The 18,237-nt window shown below is 32.7% G+C and carries 12 protein-coding genes and 1 pseudogene; 9 read left to right on the top strand and 4 right to left on the bottom strand.

Annotation, left to right across the window (positions count from 1 at the left end):
• Positions 1-254: 254 nt before the first annotated feature.
• Genes AC4NPH_RS23080 through AC4NPH_RS23090 form a run of 3 tightly spaced genes read left to right on the top strand, consistent with a single transcriptional unit; the run spans position 255 to position 3,952 of the window.
• Complete coding sequence (locus tag AC4NPH_RS23080; protein WP_491938979.1) at positions 255-1,760, top strand: spore germination protein; 1,506 nt, start codon at positions 255-257, stop codon at positions 1,758-1,760.
• A gap of 21 nt (positions 1,761-1,781) precedes the next feature.
• Positions 1,782-2,876, top strand: coding sequence for a GerAB/ArcD/ProY family transporter (locus tag AC4NPH_RS23085; protein ID WP_491938980.1), 1,095 nt, complete (start codon positions 1,782-1,784; stop codon positions 2,874-2,876).
• Positions 2,873-3,952: a Ger(x)C family spore germination protein gene (locus AC4NPH_RS23090; RefSeq protein ID WP_491938981.1), complete on the top strand. Its 1,080-nt coding sequence runs from the start codon at positions 2,873-2,875 to the stop codon at positions 3,950-3,952. The genes AC4NPH_RS23085 and AC4NPH_RS23090 overlap by 4 nt, the downstream gene beginning before the upstream one ends.
• Before the next feature lie 581 nt (positions 3,953-4,533).
• On the opposite strand, the gene AC4NPH_RS23095 is transcribed toward AC4NPH_RS23090, so the two are convergent.
• The 3 genes from AC4NPH_RS23095 to AC4NPH_RS23105 form a co-directional block, all read right to left on the bottom strand.
• Entirely contained in the window at positions 4,534-5,820 is a 1,287-nt protein-coding gene (locus tag AC4NPH_RS23095; RefSeq protein ID WP_491938982.1) for an NCS2 family permease, read from the bottom strand.
• A gap of 165 nt (positions 5,821-5,985) precedes the next feature.
• A complete protein-coding gene (locus AC4NPH_RS23100; RefSeq protein WP_491938983.1) occupies positions 5,986-6,804 on the bottom strand; it encodes a purine-nucleoside phosphorylase in 819 nt (272 codons plus the stop codon).
• A 160-nt stretch (positions 6,805-6,964) separates the two neighbouring features.
• Positions 6,965-8,275, bottom strand: a complete 1,311-nt coding sequence (locus tag AC4NPH_RS23105) for an amidohydrolase family protein (protein ID WP_491938984.1) — start codon at positions 8,273-8,275, stop codon at positions 6,965-6,967.
• Positions 8,276-8,778: 503 nt separating this feature from the next.
• On the opposite strand from AC4NPH_RS23105, the gene AC4NPH_RS23110 reads away from it, so the two are divergent.
• Entirely contained in the window at positions 8,779-9,537 is a 759-nt protein-coding gene (locus AC4NPH_RS23110; protein ID WP_491938985.1) for a TrmB family transcriptional regulator, read from the top strand.
• Positions 9,538-9,825: 288 nt separating this feature from the next.
• Here AC4NPH_RS23110 and AC4NPH_RS23115 read toward each other — a convergent pair whose 3' ends face one another.
• A complete protein-coding gene (locus AC4NPH_RS23115; protein ID WP_491938986.1) occupies positions 9,826-10,554 on the bottom strand; it encodes a GntR family transcriptional regulator in 729 nt (242 codons plus the stop codon).
• A gap of 502 nt (positions 10,555-11,056) precedes the next feature.
• Here AC4NPH_RS23115 and tkt point away from each other — a divergent pair.
• The 5 genes and pseudogenes from tkt (at position 11,057) to fsa (ending at position 17,474) form a co-directional block, all read left to right on the top strand.
• A complete protein-coding gene (tkt, locus tag AC4NPH_RS23120; protein ID WP_491938987.1) occupies positions 11,057-13,060 on the top strand; it encodes a transketolase in 2,004 nt (667 codons plus the stop codon).
• 285 nt (positions 13,061-13,345) lie between these two features.
• Positions 13,346-14,776 (top strand): annotated as a pseudogene (pyk, locus tag AC4NPH_RS23125) (pyruvate kinase); the annotation flags it as partial.
• A gap of 11 nt (positions 14,777-14,787) precedes the next feature.
• A complete protein-coding gene (rpiB, locus tag AC4NPH_RS23130; protein ID WP_491938988.1) occupies positions 14,788-15,249 on the top strand; it encodes a ribose 5-phosphate isomerase B in 462 nt (153 codons plus the stop codon).
• Positions 15,250-15,340: 91 nt separating this feature from the next.
• Positions 15,341-16,522, top strand: coding sequence for a phosphopentomutase (gene deoB / locus AC4NPH_RS23135; RefSeq protein ID WP_491938989.1), 1,182 nt, complete (start codon positions 15,341-15,343; stop codon positions 16,520-16,522).
• Positions 16,523-16,805: 283 nt separating this feature from the next.
• Complete coding sequence (fsa, locus tag AC4NPH_RS23140; protein ID WP_491938990.1) at positions 16,806-17,474, top strand: fructose-6-phosphate aldolase; 669 nt, start codon at positions 16,806-16,808, stop codon at positions 17,472-17,474.
• Positions 17,475-18,237 lie beyond the last annotated feature (763 nt).

The following is an 18,237-nucleotide window of genomic DNA, read 5'->3' on the forward strand; positions in this document are numbered from 1 at the left end:
TATAAAGCGTGTTTTTATAGCTACTAGAGGAATTGAATAATGGTTTTCAAAACTACATTTATTTTATATGGAAGAAACTCGTCAAAAATGGTCTTTAATCAATAAGATAAAAGACTATCTTTGATGAGTTTTTTTATAATCTGGAAAATTGAAATTGTTGACGTACGCCTTAATAAATTAATAAAAATTACAGATAATACTATTACAGTCTTCTTATTATTTAAGTGAAAAGAGAGTAGATGAGGTGCATAAAGATGTTTTTTAGAAAAGGTAAAGAAAAGGTAACTTTTCCAATAACAGAACAATATATTCAATCTCTTTCCGCATTAATGAATAATTTAGAGGCATCTGCTGACTTTGTATCCGTTGAATGCTTAGATTCTTGTCCTTTTTATTTAGCGTATTATACAACATTAGTAAATCAAGATTTTATACATCGAGATATTCTCCCATTTTTGGTGACTAAAAATCTAGACAAATTAGAAGATATAAAAAGACATCTACCTATAGAAAATATGTTGATAACTAATAATTTGAAAGAAATTCAAGATAAGCTATTAAGTGGGTTTCTTATTATTTATACCAAGGGAAAAAATCAAGATAGCGTTCTTATTATACCTTCAGCCCCTATCGAAAGTCGGCAAGTAACAATACCAGAAGTAGAATCTGTTATTGTGGGACCAAAAGAAGCTTTTATTGAATCCTTAGATACTAATCTTAATATGATACGTAAGAGAATACCCCTTATAGAACTAAAAGTAAAGGAACTAAAGGTTGGTGATATATCAAAAACCAAGGTTGCTGTCTTATACATATCAGGAATTGCAAACGATAAGTATTTAGAAACCACTCTACAAAGAATCAATGATATTAAATTTGATCAAATTATAGATAGTTCTTATATCTCGCAAATGATTACGGATAACCAAAACTCATTGTTTCCACAAATACTCGATACTGAAAGGCCTGATCGCGTAGCGAATTTTTTATCGGAAGGAAAGATTGTAGTTTTAGTTGATGGATCTCCTCAAGCCTTAATTGTACCAATTAATATTTTTGAATTTTTTTCTTCATCTGAGGATTATTTTTTTAATTGGCCCACAGCCTCAATCTTTCGTTTAATGCGATTAGTAGCAGCTTTATTATCAATATTAGCTACACCAATTTATATTGCCGTCCTAACGTATCATTATGAAATGATACCTGAAGAATTGTTAACCTTACTAGTAGCTTCTAGAAATAATGTTCCCTTTCCTCCGATTATTGAAGTACTTATTTTAGAATTTGCTATCGAATTACTTAGAGAATCGGCAAAAAGGCTTCCAACTAAAATTGGTCAAACAATGGGGATTGTAGGCGGTATTGTAATTGGAACTGCGGCAGTGGAAGCAGCAATTACAAGTAATGTTTTACTTATTATTGTTGCACTTGCTGCATTAGCATCTTTTACTACGCCTGCGTTTCAAATGAGTAATACCGTTAGGTTGATAAGACTTCCATTTCTAGCTTCTGCTCAAATCTTAGGACTGTTAGGCATTTCTATCTGTATGGCATTCTTGCTTGGTCATCTTTTACAATTAAGCTCCCTTGGATGTCCTTATCTAGAGCCTGTTTACCCTTTTCGTAGTCAAGACATGAAAGATAGTTTGTATCGGTTACCGTTTCAACGGCAGAAAACTCGACCCATTTTTTTGCGAACAAAATCGTCTCTACGAATGATTACAAATTGTATAAAAAGAAAGAGTGATATTGATGAATGAACATGATAAGGGGATAAAGAGATGATAACAAGGCCAACAGAAAAAAATAAAGTCTCTCCTTATTTTGCCTTTTTTTTGGTTTCTTCTGCCCAAATTAACGTAGGGCTTTTTGGCTTTCAAAGGTATATTGCTAAAGATGTTGGTCAGGATGCATGGCTTACAGTCTTACTAGTAGGTCTAGCAGTTCATCTCTTAATTTGGATATGTTATCAAATCTTAAATAAGGGTGGAAATGATATTATAAGCATTCATTATGATCTTTTTGGAAAATGGATTGGAGGTCTTCTTAATTTTATTATAATTTTATATTTTCTTGTATTAGTAATAATTTGGACGAGAACTTATGTAGAAGCTATTCAAGTATGGATGACCCCTTTTATTAATCAAGGGTGGATAGTAGGATTGATTCTTATTTTAGCTTATTATTACGTTTCAGGTGGTTTTAGGGTTGTAACAGGTTTGACTTTTTTTTCAGGAATTATAATTACCATTATTCTTTTTACTTTATATTTCCCTATAAAAGAAGCACATTTTCATAATTTATTGCCTATATTTGATCACTCTATTGATAATCAATTTAATGCAATGAAAGAAATGGTTTATAGTTATTTAGGTTTTGAATTTATACTAATATTCTATCCATTTTTGAGACAGCCAAAGAAATCGCAGAAATGGTCTCATTTAGGTGTATCGTTCACTATGCTTATTTATATAGCTTTTATCATAGTCTCGTTAGCTTATTATAATTTAGATCAGTTGTATCATACTGTTTGGGCTACCTTAACATTGTGGCAAGAGATTAAACTACCTTTTATTGAACGGTTTGAATATGTAGGTATTTCTCTTTGGTTATTCCTCGTACTACCAGGTATTTGCTTAGGTCTATGGGCTTCTAGTCGTTCACTTAAAAAAATCTTCCATGTAAATCAACATATAGCTCTTTTGATTTTAATATGTATAGTTTTTATTGTCAGTAATTTAATTACAGACCGTCAACAAATCAATATGTATACCAAATTAATTAGAAATATAGGTGCTTATATAATATTTCTTTACATACCTTTACTCTTTTTTATACAAGCAATTGTTTATAAAGTGAGGAAAAATAAAAAATGAAAAAATGGTTAATCACTTGTCTAAGTGTGTCGGTAATAACAGGCTGTTCTCCCTCTCCCCCTATCCTTGAGGATCTTCAATTTGTTCAATCAATTGGTTATGACTACGTTGATAAAAGCTCTATCAAAGGCAGTGTTTCTGTACCTGTTATTCAATCAGGAATGAATAGTCAAACAAAAAGTGAAATTTTTACAGCTGTAGCTCATACTAGTAAAGATTTTGGGAGAATTATACAAGGCCAATCTCAAAAACCAATTGAAACAGGAAGATTAGGGGTGGCGTTATATGGGAAAGAATTAGCTAACAAAAAAGGAATTTTTGAGATGTTAGATTCTATTTATCGTGACCCTCGAATAAGTAAAAAAGTCTATTTAGCTGTAGTAGAAGGTAAGGCTTATGAAATGCTTAACTATAGATATCCAATTAGCGACACCACTTCTAAATACTTGATAGGATTAATTGAACAAAATGCAGAGCAGTACCTTCCGAAGGTAGATGTTCATACTTTTATGTATCAATATTTTGGAAAAGGAATGGATCCCTTTATGCCTCTTCTAAGAAGAAAAGGGGATAAAATACAAGTAAAGGGAATTGCCTTATTCAAAGGTGATAAGTATATAGATTATATTGGATTTAAAGAAGCATTCTTATTTAAAATGCTTTATGAAGATAGTAAAAAAGGATTTTTTAACATAAAATTAGATAATGATTTGTATGTAAGTATTGAAAATATTTCTTCCTCAGTCGATTATAAAGTGAGAAAATCAAATATGAACCCAAAATTCTCTATTTACTTAAAGTTAAAAGGAAGGGTGGTTGAGGGGACAAGAATACCATTAGGCAACAAAGATGAAATTCAATCTATTGAAAAAGAAGTGAGATATAATATAAAAAAAAGAGGTCAAAAAATGGTCAGCAAATTTCAAAAGCTTAAAATTGATCCATTAGGAATCGGAGATAGAGTAAAAAGTCAAACCAGGAAATTTGATTTTAGAAGCTGGGAAGACCAATATTCCGAGATACCGATTGAACTTAATGTTGATGTGCAAATTACACAAACCATGAGTGTAGAATAAATATATTTCCTGAAGATGTTTACTATTAGGTACAAATTTTGCTATATATTTAGAAAAATTTGTGCCTTTATTAATTAAACTACAATCAATTGAAAGGTAAGAAACTAAGCAGTAAACAATATTTTAAAAATTGTAGGAATACTAACTACTTATATACTTAAGGTATTAAAGAAATTGATTTGTTTTTTACACTAAATGAATCTAAGTCTTTATATAATAATTGATTTTCTTTTAATTTGTGAAAAATTACAGCATTAAATCATCGATTATTTCTGATAATAATCTTATTAAAGTTGCTCCGTATAGAAGTTTTAATCCAAAACGGGAAATTTATTAATACTTACAAGATAAGCGAGAAGTAGCTCTTAGTCCAATAATAAAGATAAGAATTTTTATGGTTCCTTCCCCTTATAAAATATTTGAATAAGACGCATTGCTGTACATAAAAAATAAACTTTGCATATTCTTACTTGCAAAGTTTAGAAGCAAGGGTATTAAAAAAGACTCCTTAAAGCTTTTTATATCATACATTCCTAGTGTATTTACCTTAAGGAGTATTCGTTCCTAAAACGTAAATTCTCTCAATGCACAAGAACAGAAGAAGCTACTATATTTAACAGGAAAAGTAATGCAATTACATATACCAAGGGAGATACATGTTTCCATTTTCCAATTGCAATTTTAGCCAATGGATATGCAATAAAACCGAAAGCTAAACCATCGGCAATGCTAGAAGTCAATGGTATACAAACAATAATTAAAAAAGCAGGGAAGCTCTCTGAGAAATCTGAAAAGGGAATGTCGACTACACTTTTCGTCATGAGAGCTCCAATGATAATTAATACAGGAGCTACAGCATTTCCTGGTATTAGTTGAATAACTGGTAATACTATCGCAGAAAGAGCAAATAAAATCGCTGTCACTAGAGCTGGTATTCCTGTTTTTCCACCCTCTGAAATTCCTGATGCACTTTCAGCAGATGCTATAGTAGGGCTTGTGCCGAGAATTCCTGAAGTTATTGTAGAAATTGCCACCACTTTATATGCTCGAGGAAATTTTTCGATATCTGGTAACATTCCACTTAACAACCCCATGTTTTCAAAGAGAACAATCATTGTCATAGAAAACACAGCAATCCAGAAAGGTATCTGTAATATACTAAAATCACCAGATGCAAGTACATGGCTATATGAATGAAAATCAATACCTTTTGTTGCTGTTTCTTGCTTATCTGTAACTACTAGCGTCAATACGCTAGTAAACAGCAAACCAATTAATAAACTCCCTTTAATATTGCGAACAAATAACACTAGTGTAACTGTTAAGCCTATTACTGTGGATAATGTAATAGGGTCTGCAAATTTACCAAGAGTAACGATCGTTGTGTCACTAGATTGAATAAGACCACCCTTTTGTAAACCTATAAACGTAAGAAAGAGACCAATTCCTACGGTGATACCATGTTTTAGTGAATCAGGGACAGAAGCTAATATTCGGTTGCCAAAAGAAGATATAGTTACGATAAAAAAGAGTAGTCCTGAAGTTATTATTACTGCAAGTCCTTGGTTTGGAGTAAGTCCTATAGATTGAATCATTGTATAGCTAAAAAAAGCATTAACTCCCATACCTGGTATTACAATAATAGGGGCATTTACCCATAGAGCCATCAATAAACATCCAATAATTGAAGCAACGATAGTTGCTATAATGCCAGCACTTAATGGAATTCCAGCATCCTTTAAAATCAGAGGGTTAACTAATATTATATAAGCACTTGTGAAAAAAGATGTTAAACCTGCCATGAGTTCTCTTTTCCATGTTGTTTTATGTGCTTCTATTTGAAAGTGTTGACTTAAAAAATGAATCATAATTCTATTCCTCCACTTTGAATCCCGCACCCACCCGTTATACCGTTAAGCATAACAATATTACTTGCAATTCTTTTTTTAATTAAAGTAACTAATTTTTGAAGTTTATACCAACAGCATTTTTAATTTATGCTGTTGGCACAGGTTTTTTAAATAATATATTCTCTACATAGCAACAATAATTTCTTTAACTAACTTTAAAAATTGAGCTTTAATATTTTCAGTTGTTTCCATTACTTCATCATGCGTTAAAGAGTGCTCGGAGATTCCAGCAGCCATATTACTGATACAAGAAATCCCTAATACTTCTATGCTTGAATGTCTAGCAACGATTACTTCCGGAACAGTGGACATACCGACAGCACTTGCTCCAATTATACTTAAGAAATTTATCTCAGCCGGTGTTTCATAACTTGGTCCAAGCATACCAGCATAAATACCTTCTACCAAGTTTATATTATTCTTGTTTGCTACGTCTTTTGTTAGAGCAATTAACCTCTTTGAATAAGCTTCCGACATATCAGGAAATCTTTCACCAAACGCCTCTTCATTTGGACCAATCAAAGGGTTTTGAGAAGTCAAGTTGATATGATCCTGAATGATCATCAAATCCCCAGGCTTAAAGGTAGGGTTAATACCTCCGGCAGCATTTGTTACAATAATTTGCTGAACGCCAATAGCTTTCATTATACGAATTGGATAGGTTACGGCTTCCAGAGAATGTCCTTCATAATAATGGAAGCGTCCTTGCATAGCTATAACACGTTTTCCCTTTAAATCTCCAATAACCATTCGACCTGCATGCCCAGTCACAGTTGAAGCAGGAAAATGAGGAATTTTATTATAAGGAATATAAACTGGATTTTCGATTTCATCTGCTAATATGCCAAGACCAGAACCTAGAACTAATCCGATGGATGGGCATTGATCAATCTGAGATAATAAATAATCTTTTGTTTCTTGGACCTTTTCATTAAATTTCATTGTTTCTTTCTCCTTTCAAATGGCAAAAATAAAATATAATTTAAAACTCCCTCTAAAATGAGGATGTTTTATTTCAAAATTCATATAGAAATTAAAACTTATTAAAGGTTTATATTTAAGAAAGAAAAATCTATAAATGTTTTAATCCATCATTGTAAGTTTACCTAGAAAGTGTTTTCTGGAGGCGATTTGCTTCCGCAATTACTTTCTCTTCATCAATTGTTAAACATGTTCCATCTTTTACAATTGTTTTGCCATCAATAAATACATCACACACATCATTTCCACGGGCAGCATAAAGTAAATGTGAATATGCCTCACTAATTGGTTGTAAATGCTCCTTATTATAAGGGTAAATGGTAATGAAATCTGCCTTTTTATTTATTTCAAGAGAACCTGTATGTGCCATGCCGATAGCTTGAGCTCCAACTCGAGTAGCCAAGGCTAATGTGGCATGTGCAGGCAGCTTAGTAGCATCCTTATAAATGCCTTTTTGCAGTAATGCAGCAGTTCTCATTTCTTCAAACATATCGAGATTGTTGTTTGAGGCTACACTATCTGTTGCGATTCCTACTTTAATTCCAGCTTTTAATAGGCTAACAATATCTGCAATCCCTGAGCCTAGTTTTAGATTACTAATTGGGTTGTGAGCAACTCGCACATCATGTTGTTTTAAAATTTCTCTTTCTTCGTCATTGAGAACAACGCCATGTGCTATCACTGTCTGTTGATCAAAGATACCTAAGCGACGAAGGTGTTCGATAGGACGGACTCCATAATGTTTTTCAATATTCGAAACTTCGTAATCGGTTTCAGAAACATGAATGTGTATCATTAAATTATTCTCTTTAGAGATCCGTAAACTTTCGAGAAGAGCTTCGGGTGTGCATGCATATGGACTATGAGGCGCCACCATTGTTGTGAGACGGTCATCAGCAAACGTTTTATAATTTCGAGCAAAACGCTCAGCTTGCATAATATTTAGTTTTTGATCTTCTTCTGTGCCTAAACTAAAAATGGTATGAGAGAATGCTCCACGAATTCCTGTTTTACCAATTGTCTGCATCACTTCATCTGAGTCTATACCATTAGGATTAAACATATCTGAGAATGTAGTAGTTCCCGTCTTTACCATCTCTAAAATTCCAAGTTGAGCGCTTACAGAGGCAATCTCTGTATTAAATTGATTTTCAAGAGGCCATATTTTAGTTTCAAGCCAAGGTTTAAGTAACATATCATCTCCAATGCCCCGTAAAAGAGTCATTAAAATATGAGAATGGGCATTTACAAGGCCAGGAAGGACCCATTTCCCATGAAGATCCACCACTTGATCCACATCAGTTAACTTATCTTCAGAATACTGACCAATATAGGAGATACATTTATCTTGTACAACCATCATGCCATTTTCAAAGATATTATTTTCTCTATCCATGGTGAAAAAGGTAGCATTAATATACACTTTCTTCATTACAATTCCTCCAAGAGTGTTAATTTTTATATGTTTAGAAGGGTTATTTCTAATTAATAATTTAGATACAATTGTATACCGTTTTAAAAAAGTTTTTTTACCTTTTGACTCTATCTCTCTTGTTGACATCGCTTTCAATTAATATTGCAATATATTTAAGATTATTTCGAAACATGAGCCTAACGAAATATTATTGGTTACTACTACGTAAGTAACTTTCTATAGATTACATGGGGTTAATAATATTTGTCAATCAAAAATTAAAATATTAGATATTATTATAGTGGAATTAGCGACAATACTGGATAGTTAAGGAATTTATTAATTCATTATCCAAAAAAGTCTGAAAGGTAGAAGATGTATTGTCAAATGGAGCTTGCAAGGTGGTATTAGATCTAATTTTGCTCTATTATTATTTATAGATAACTTTGTAATGAATGAATAATTCATTTTGAATATATTGGAATTTGTGGTTTAAAATAAATTTAGGAAGAGGAATACATATGTTACAAAAGTTTGGATTTTCACAATATGAAAGCAAAGTATATGAAACCCTTGTTTCTCTGGAGGAAGCATTAGATGCAACCACTATTGTTAAATATTCTGGCGTACCTAAAGCGAAAATCTATGAAGTGTTAGCGCGAATGATTGAGAAAGGAATGGTAATGGATTCTATATCAGAAAAGAAGAAGCTATATGCTGCTCTTCCATTAAATCTTGCTATTGAAAAATTAACCACTGAATTTCAAGGTAACATTAAGCAATTAAAGAAAAACAAAAACAAAAAAAAGTTATTAGATGATCGTGTTTGGAGTTTAAAAAAAGACACATCTATTCGGGTACAAAGTAAACAGTTAATTGAAGAAGCAAGAAAGTCTATCCGAATTTCTGGTTGGAAAGATGATTTAATAAAATACTTACCATTACTTGAGGATAAAGAAAAAAATGGAGTGAATGTGGAAGTTCTTGGGGTAGGTGCTTTAAATATAAACTTAAAGAATTTGTATACCCTTATTCCAGCAAAAGAGCATGACGTATTAGAGCGTTTTCAATTAATTATTGTTGATGATCAAAAAGTTATTTTTGCATGTGTAGAAGAGGATTCATGGCAGGCTATAAATACCATGTCTAAACCTTTTGTTAAAATTTTCACTGAATTCTTTTATCATGATATTGCCTTAACCAAAATTAATGAGAAGCACTATGATTTATTAATGAATGATGAAGAAATTAGAACTATTCTGATGAAGCTACGTTATTAATAAATTTCTTCATGATATAAAATTTAATTATCAAGGAGTCAAGATAGCTAAACAAATTTTTGAATTTTATTATGTCTCAAAAAATACATAAAAAAAGAAATTTTTGTTTGAATTTAACTTTTATAAACAAGGAGATAATATATCAATGTACCTTAGTGAATTCGAACAAACTTTTCTTATATTCTTTAATATGAGCACTTTCTTTATTAAAATAGCCATGTACCTCATAAAGGGACCTGGCTATTCTGGTGGTTATAGGACGCTAAAGCATAATTTAAATAGGTATTTTTATTTTAAACGCTTGCGAAAAACATGGAAATTAAAATTATCAGAACGAAAATAGTTTATTGAATATAATACAAGCCGGTCATTTTCGTCATAATGTGATTGTTTTAAAACTAATAAAGGAGTTTCCATATCACATTTTAAAGCGTCTGATATTTCTGGTAAGTAACTAGTCGTTCCTATACTTGTAGTAGCATAGTCAATTTTAATGTTAACTTTTGCTTCTAGAAAGTCAAAAATTGATTCCCTATCTAATTTACATTCATTAGGCAACAAATACTGAGGAACTTTATCTATACAATATACCAATGGGTCTCCATTTGACGTTCTTATTCTTTTAACTAATAACATCTTCTCATTATCTTTAAGACCTAATTTTTGTTTTTCATGTTTATTTGGTGTTATATAGTCTGAAAATATTAACTTTGTGCCAGGTGTATAGCCTTTTCTTTGAATCAGATCCGTCACACTAAATAATTCTTCTATTCCATTTGAATATAGAGGCTTTTGATTTATAAAAGTACCTATACCATGTTTTTTAGTAACTATATTTTCTTGCTCTAGTACCCTTAAAGCTTCCCTTACTGTAGAGCGACTTACCTTGAAATTTTTAGCTAACTCAGTTTCTGAAGGTAGTCTCTCACCAGCAGTTAAATTCCCTTTTTCTATTTCTTCTTTAAGTTTATCCATAATAACCAGATACCTTGATTTTTGATAATCTTCTATATACATTCAACGTTGCCTCCATAAAAAACATTACCTACATTATGTTATCAAAATCTAAGGAATGTTGCTATAAGTATTCCTGGGAAAAATCTATCTAGCATGTAATACATATAATAACTGGTATAGAAATGTAACTAACTCTTATACATTTTTGTTTGTACAAATAAATTTAGAATTTTTATATAAATTTAAATTTTTTGTCTAAAAATATTGAATAAGAAATAATAGAATGCTAGAATCAACTTTAGTTGTCGGACGTCTGATGACACATAGTTCTATATTATTTCATTTTTTGTACATAAAACATTTTCTGAATGAGGTATATACAAAATATAACAAAGAAATACTATTTACTTTTTTAACTATCCTTAGTCATTCAAGGTTTATATTGTCTAAAAATAAATAGTATTAAAATCAAAAAATCTATCTAGTAACTTTTTAGTTGTCGGACGTCCAACAATAAAAAAGTAAGATTAAACAGATTAAGGAATTATGAGGAGGAAAAGTTGTGAATGAACAAAAATTAAATATTGATAAGTTAGCTATCGACACTATTAGGATGCTATCAATTGAAGCAATAGAGAAGGCGGGATCAGGTCACCCGGGGTTACCAATGGGGGCTGCACCCATGGCCTATACACTTTGGACGAAATTTATGAATTATAATCCAAGTAACCCAACTTGGTTTAATCGCGATAGATTTGTATTATCAGCAGGTCATGGATCGATGCTTTTATACAGCTTACTGCACTTAAGTGGTTATAATCTCTCATTAAATGAGCTGAAAAATTTCCGTCAATGGGGAAGTAAAACTCCAGGCCATCCCGAATTTGGTCATACACCTGGAGTTGATGCTACTACAGGTCCATTAGGTCAAGGAATCGCTATGGCGGTAGGGATGGCTATGGCTGAAAGGCACTTAGCAGCTACATATAATCGTGATAATTTTAATGTTATCGATCATTATACATATAGTATTTGCGGTGATGGAGACCTGATGGAAGGGGTATCTGCAGAAGCAGCTTCACTTGCAGGACACCTTAAGCTTGGTCGCTTAGTTGTAATATATGATTCAAATGATATTACTCTCGATGGAGAGCTTCATTTATCATTTAGTGAAAGTGTGCAGAAACGTTTTAAAGCATATGGTTGGCAAGTTCTTCAAGTAGAGGATGGCAATGATATTAATGCACTTACGGAAGCACTAAATAAAGCAAAAACAAACACAGAACAGCCAACGTTAATTGAAGTGAAAACCACCATTGGTTATGGTTCACCCAATAAAGGTGGTAAATCTGATTCACATGGTTCACCACTTGGAGCAAAAGAAATAAAGCTTGTAAAAGAACAGTACGATTGGAATTATGAAGAGGAATTTTGCATTCCAAAAGAAGTAAAAGAACATTTTTCTAGATTAAAGGAATTAGCAAAACAAAAAGAACACACTTGGAATGAACTATTAGATGAATATACGAGAATATATCCAATGCTTGCGGAAGAGTTAATACAAGTAATGAAAGGAGAGCTTCCAGTAGGTTGGGATGAAAGTGTTCCTGTTTATCGTGTCGGAGAAAGTAAACTTGCTACTCGAGCTTCAAGTGGTGAAGTATTAAATGGTCTAGCAAAAAATGTTCCACAACTATTTGGTGGTTCTGCAGATTTAGCATCCTCTAATAAAACGCTTATGAAGGGGGAAGGTAACTTCAGTCCCAAAGATTACAGTGGACGGAATATTTGGTTTGGTGTGCGTGAATTTGCAATGGGTGCTGCCCTTAACGGAATGGCTCTTCACGGGGGTGTGAAAGTTTTCGGGGCTACTTTTTTCGTTTTTTCTGACTATTTGAGACCGGCCATTCGTCTAGCTGCCTTAATGAAATTACCTGTTACTTATGTGTTCACGCATGACAGTATTGCTGTTGGTGAAGATGGACCAACACATGAACCAGTTGAACAATTAGCAGCTCTACGCGCAATGCCTGGTATCTCAACTATTCGACCCGCAGAGGCTAATGAAACTGCAGCTGGTTGGAAATTAGCACTTGAGAGCAAAGATGAACCGACAGCTCTTGTGCTTACACGTCAAGATTTACCCACACTTGTAACGTTAGAAAAAGCTTATGAAGGTGTTAAAAAAGGTGCTTATATTATTTCTGAGGCAAATGGTAATGTTAATGGTTTATTATTAGCATCCGGCTCTGAAGTTGCGCTTGCTGTTGTTGCTCAAAAAGCACTTGAAAAGGAAGATATTTTTGTTTCAGTTGTTAGTATGCCTAGCTGGGATCGTTTTGAAAAACAGTCGGAAGAGTATAAAGAAAGTGTACTTCCCAAAAATATAAAAGTACGTCTTGGCATTGAAATGGGTGCTTCTTTAGGGTGGCACAAATATATTGGAGATAAAGGTGATTTGATAGCAATTGACGAATTTGGAGCTTCGGCACCAGGAGAAAAATTAATTGAAGAATATGGATTCATAGTCGAAAATGTTATTTCAAAATTCAAAAAAATTCTCTAATAATTTGATAACTTTTAATGAAGATCAAGTTGAGTTTTTATTGAATTATTTGGCAATCAACGGTATACAAAGGATTCTTTAAAACATGTAGATTTATAGATTCTACTTTTTTAAAAGAAGACTAATTCTCATATAAAATATGGAATCATTCATTTCATTAAAGTAAATAAAAAGATGGAAAATGGCTTAAATTTCTCTAGAAAAAGCATGATAGGTCATCTTATTTTTTATATATGAACTTATTTTTATAAGAAGATACTGGATTATACAGGAGTGAAAAATCAAATGAGAAATACCAAAATCATTTGTACAATTGGACCAGCGAGTGAAGAACCAGAGATACTAAAGAAATTAATGTTAGCAGGAATGAACGTTGCAAGACTAAATTTTTCTCATGGAACTCATGAGGAACATGCTGCTCAAATCAAGTCGATAAGATCTTGTGCTAAAGAGATAGGACGAGATATAGCTATTATGTTAGATACCAAGGGTCCAGAAATCCGTACAGGTATCTTAGAGAATGGAAAAATCACCTTAAAAAAAGGGAATCGTTTTATCTTGACTACAGAACAAATAATAGGAAATGAAGAGCAGGTAAGTATCACCTATGAAAAGCTTGCTGAAGAAATTAATGTTGGCGCTACAATCTTAATAGATGATGGCCTTATTGAACTACAGGTTGAATCAATCAATGGGAGCGAAATTCATTGTCGAGTAGTGGATGGTGGTATTCTCAAAAATCGAAAAGGCGTAAATTTACCAAAAGTATCTTTACAACTTCCTGGAATTACAGAAAAGGATATTAGTGATATTACTTTCGGCCTCCAAATGAATGTTGATTTTATTGCGGCTTCATTTGTTCGTAAAGCTTCGGATATTCTTGAAATTAGAAAAATAGTTGAAGAGTATGGAACAACTACATCAATTATTGCCAAGATTGAAAATGAAGAAGGTGTTAAAAATACTAATGAAATTTTGGAAGCAGCAGATGGTTTAATGGTAGCCCGTGGAGACTTGGGAGTGGAAATCCCCATTGAGGAAGTTCCACTTGTTCAGAAAAAGTTGATAGCAAATTGTAAATTAATGGGTAAACCGGTTATTACGGCAACCCAAATGCTTGATTCTATGCAGCATAATCCAAGACCAACTAGAGCAGAAGCCAGTGATGTGGCAAATGCTATTTTTGATGGCACCGACGCTATTATGCTTTCTGGTGAAACAGCTGCAGGTGCATATCCTGTTGAATCTGTCGAAATGATGAATAGAATTGCGGTGAAAGTAGAAAATTCTTCAGTCTATAAAGATAAGATGAATTATACATCCCGAGGTAAAGTGTCCATTACTGATGCAATGGGAAAAGCTGTAACCGTAACGGCTCAGGATTTAAATGCAAAAGCTATTTTAACACCTACTGAAAGTGGTTATACAGCGAATACCGTATCAAAATATCGACCATCCTGTCCAATTATTGCGCTTACTCCTCATGAGAGAGTGCTTAAGCGTCTTCAGTTAGTATGGGGTGTGCATCCAATTTTATTTGAAAACACTGACAATACAGATGGAATGATGAAAAATGCTATCCAAACTGCACTAAGGAAAAAAGTTATTAAGGAGGGAGACCTAACTTTAATTACTGCTGGTCTACCTGTACATGAAACTGGAACAACCAATATGATGAAGGTTCATATTGTCGGCGATACAATTATAAAAGCACGGGAGGAAGTAGAGTGAAAGTAGCCATCGCATCTGATCATGGGGGTATGACAATTCGGAAAGAAATTATTTCTTTACTGGAAGAAATGAATATTAGTTACATTGATTTGGGTTGTGAATGTAGTACTTCGGTTGATTACCCAGATTTTGCAATTCCAGTAGCTGAAAAGGTGATAAAAGGGGAAGTATTACGAGGAATTTTGATTTGTGGAACAGGTATTGGAATGAGTATTGCAGCAAACAAAGTAAAGGGAATTCGCTGTGCACTTGTACATGATACGTTTAGTTCCAAAGCAACGAGAGAGCATAATGATACTAATATATTAGCTATGGGAGAACGTATTATTGGTGCAGGGCTAGCTCGTGATATAGCTAAGATATGGTTAGAAACTCCTTTTGAAGGCGGTAGACACGAAAATCGTCTTAATAAAATTAAAACATATGAGCAATTCAACAATTCAAAAGATAAAACTTAATTAAATATTTTTCAAATGACTATATTATGACGTCTGACTTTTTGTTCCAACCCTTAATGGGTATTTTCATATAAATATAGGAGGTAAAGTCATGAGTAAATATAAACGTGTTTTTCTTATTGTTATGGACTCTGTAGGTATCGGCGAAGCTCCTGATGCAAAAAAGTATGGAGATGAAGGTGCAAATACGCTTGGGCATATAGCCGAGCATATGAACGGCCTATATATGCCTAATATGGAAAAGTTAGGTCTTGGAAATATTCATGAATTAAAGGGTATCAAAAAGATGAAAAAACCGTTAGCTTATTATACAAAAATGCAAGAAAAGTCTGCAGGTAAAGATACAATGACCGGTCATTGGGAGCTTATGGGACTTTTCATCGATAAACCTTTTCAAGTATTCCCCGAGGGTTTTCCGAAAGAATTAATTAAAGAGTTAGAAAGAAAATCTGGTCGTAAAGTAATTGGGAATAAGCCTGCTTCAGGTACAGAAATCCTTGAAGAGCTTGGAAAAGAGCATATGGAAAATGGAGCGATTATTGTATATACATCTGCTGATAGTGTATTGCAAATTGCTGCTCATGAAGAAATTATACCTTTAAAAGAGCTTTATGATATTTGTGAGATCGCTCGGGAATTGACATTAGAGGAAAAACATATGGTTGGCCGTGTTATCGCACGTCCATTTTTAGGGGAACCAGGAAATTTTCAACGTACAGCCAACCGTCATGATTATGCCCTAAAGCCGTTTAATCGTACCGTTATGAATGAATTAAAAGATGAAGGATATGATGTTTTTGCTATCGGCAAAATTTCGGATATTTATGATAATGAAGGAGTAACAAATACACTACGTACCAAATCTAATATGGATGGTATGGATAAGCTGATTGAGACACTAAATATGAATTTTACAGGACTAAGTTTTGTTAACCTTGTTGATTTCGATGCCATTTACGGTCATAGACGTGATCCTCAAGGATACGGGAAAGCACTAGAGGAATTCGATGTACGTCTTCTAGAAATATTTCAAAGGATGAAAGAAGATGATTTATTAATTATTACGGCTGACCATGGAAATGATCCTATTCATCATGGCACAGATCATACACGTGAGTATGTTCCTTTATTACTTTACAGCCCAAGTATGCAAAATGGCGGAAAGGAAATATCCATCCGTACAACATTTGCAGACATTGGGGCTACTTTAGCAGATAACTTCGGCGTTGAGAAGCCGGGTTATGGAGCAAGTTTTATACAAGAATTGGATTAATAAGAAATAAGCTTTTGGTGTAAATGTAAGGAAAATTGAACCTTATCACTAAAGTCTTTACACTAGGGTTAAATTATATAATCTATTTCATTAGTATTTCAATAGAGAGCGTTTGACTTTATAGATAAGGTAATTTCAGGTAGAATAAAAGGTGTTTGTCAGAGAGCTTATTATATGATTGGAAATGAACCTGCAGCTCGGGAAATTATAGAATCCATTTATATAACACTACTGTAAAGAAAAAATTACATTTTGATTTTTAAACTATTGGAGGAAAGAAATCATGAAATTTTTTATTGATACTGCAAACCTTGAAGACATTAAGAAAGCATACAAAGTGGGTGTTTTATCTGGCGTCACAACCAACCCATCTTTAGTAGCAAAAGAGGACATAAAATTTGAAGATCGTATTGAAGAAATCCTTCAAATGGTGCCAGAAGTTGAATCTGTATCAGCAGAGGTAACACCCGATGCCGTTACAGCTGAAGAAATGATCGCCCAGGCTGAAGAATTAATTAAAATTAATGATGGAGATAAAAATATTACGATTAAACTTCCTATGACGTTAGCTGGATTAGAAGCGACACGTTATCTTTCTCAAAAAGGTGTAAAAACAAACGTAACACTTATTTTTACAGTGAACCAAGCTCTCTTAGCTGCTCGTGCTGGTGCAACCTATGTTTCTCCTTTTTTAGGGCGATTAGATGATATTTCAGAGGATGGAGTACACTTAGTATCCAGAATTGCAGAACTATTCCGTATTCAAAATATCGATTCTCAAATCATTGCTGCATCTGTAAGACATCCAGATCATGTAACTCGTGTAGCCCTTGCAGGTGCTCATATTGCTACGATTCCATATTCGGTTATCGAGCAATTAGTAAAACACCCTTTAACTGAGCAGGGAATTGAAAAATTTGCAGCTGATTGGGAAAAAGCTGCTAAAAACTAATATAATTTGAATTTTAACATTGAGTGAGAAAGCTGATTTTACACAACGCTATAGAGATATCTCACGCTTATCATATGGATGCCTAGAGGCATCCTTTTTTATTCTTTATTTCTTGGGTTTCCCTACAATAAACCAATAATTATTAAAGGTCTTATAAAAAAAGTTTTAGAGAATACGTATATTGTAGTAAAAGTTCATATTTGTCGTCAGGTAGAGTAAATAATAAAAAATTTATTTCTATAAAATAGTTTATTCATTTACTTTACTATACTAAATATTCCATCTTTGTATTTTCAATAAATATTATGTTAATAAATATATATAAATGTTGATAAATATTCTATTTAATTATTATCAGTTCGCCAATTTCTTAAAATGTAAGTGGAAAATAAATTAATATATTAAAAGAAATAAAATCTCATATTTGTCAGCACTAAAAGTAAACAGTTAAACTAATCATTTTTATGGGTAATTTTAAATCTTATTTAGAATAAAGTAATAGTAGAGTATTAATTTATACTTTTAAAGTTAATACTTTACCTACATAAATTGAATTTAGATTAACACTTTCAAAAAAAAGATTGATTTTTCTAAAACAATAATTTATTATAATCTTATTAACTAGTTAAAGCGTTTTCATTAAATCGATTAATAAAATAATTAAATCTATCTATCAAGGCGTGTTACTGTTCGGCAGGCAAGACCTAGATTAGGTGGAATTCATTAGTACGTGAATTTCACTTAATCCAGGTCTTTTTTTGTT

Source organism: Priestia sp. MDV22-iso46, from assembly GCF_058629175.1.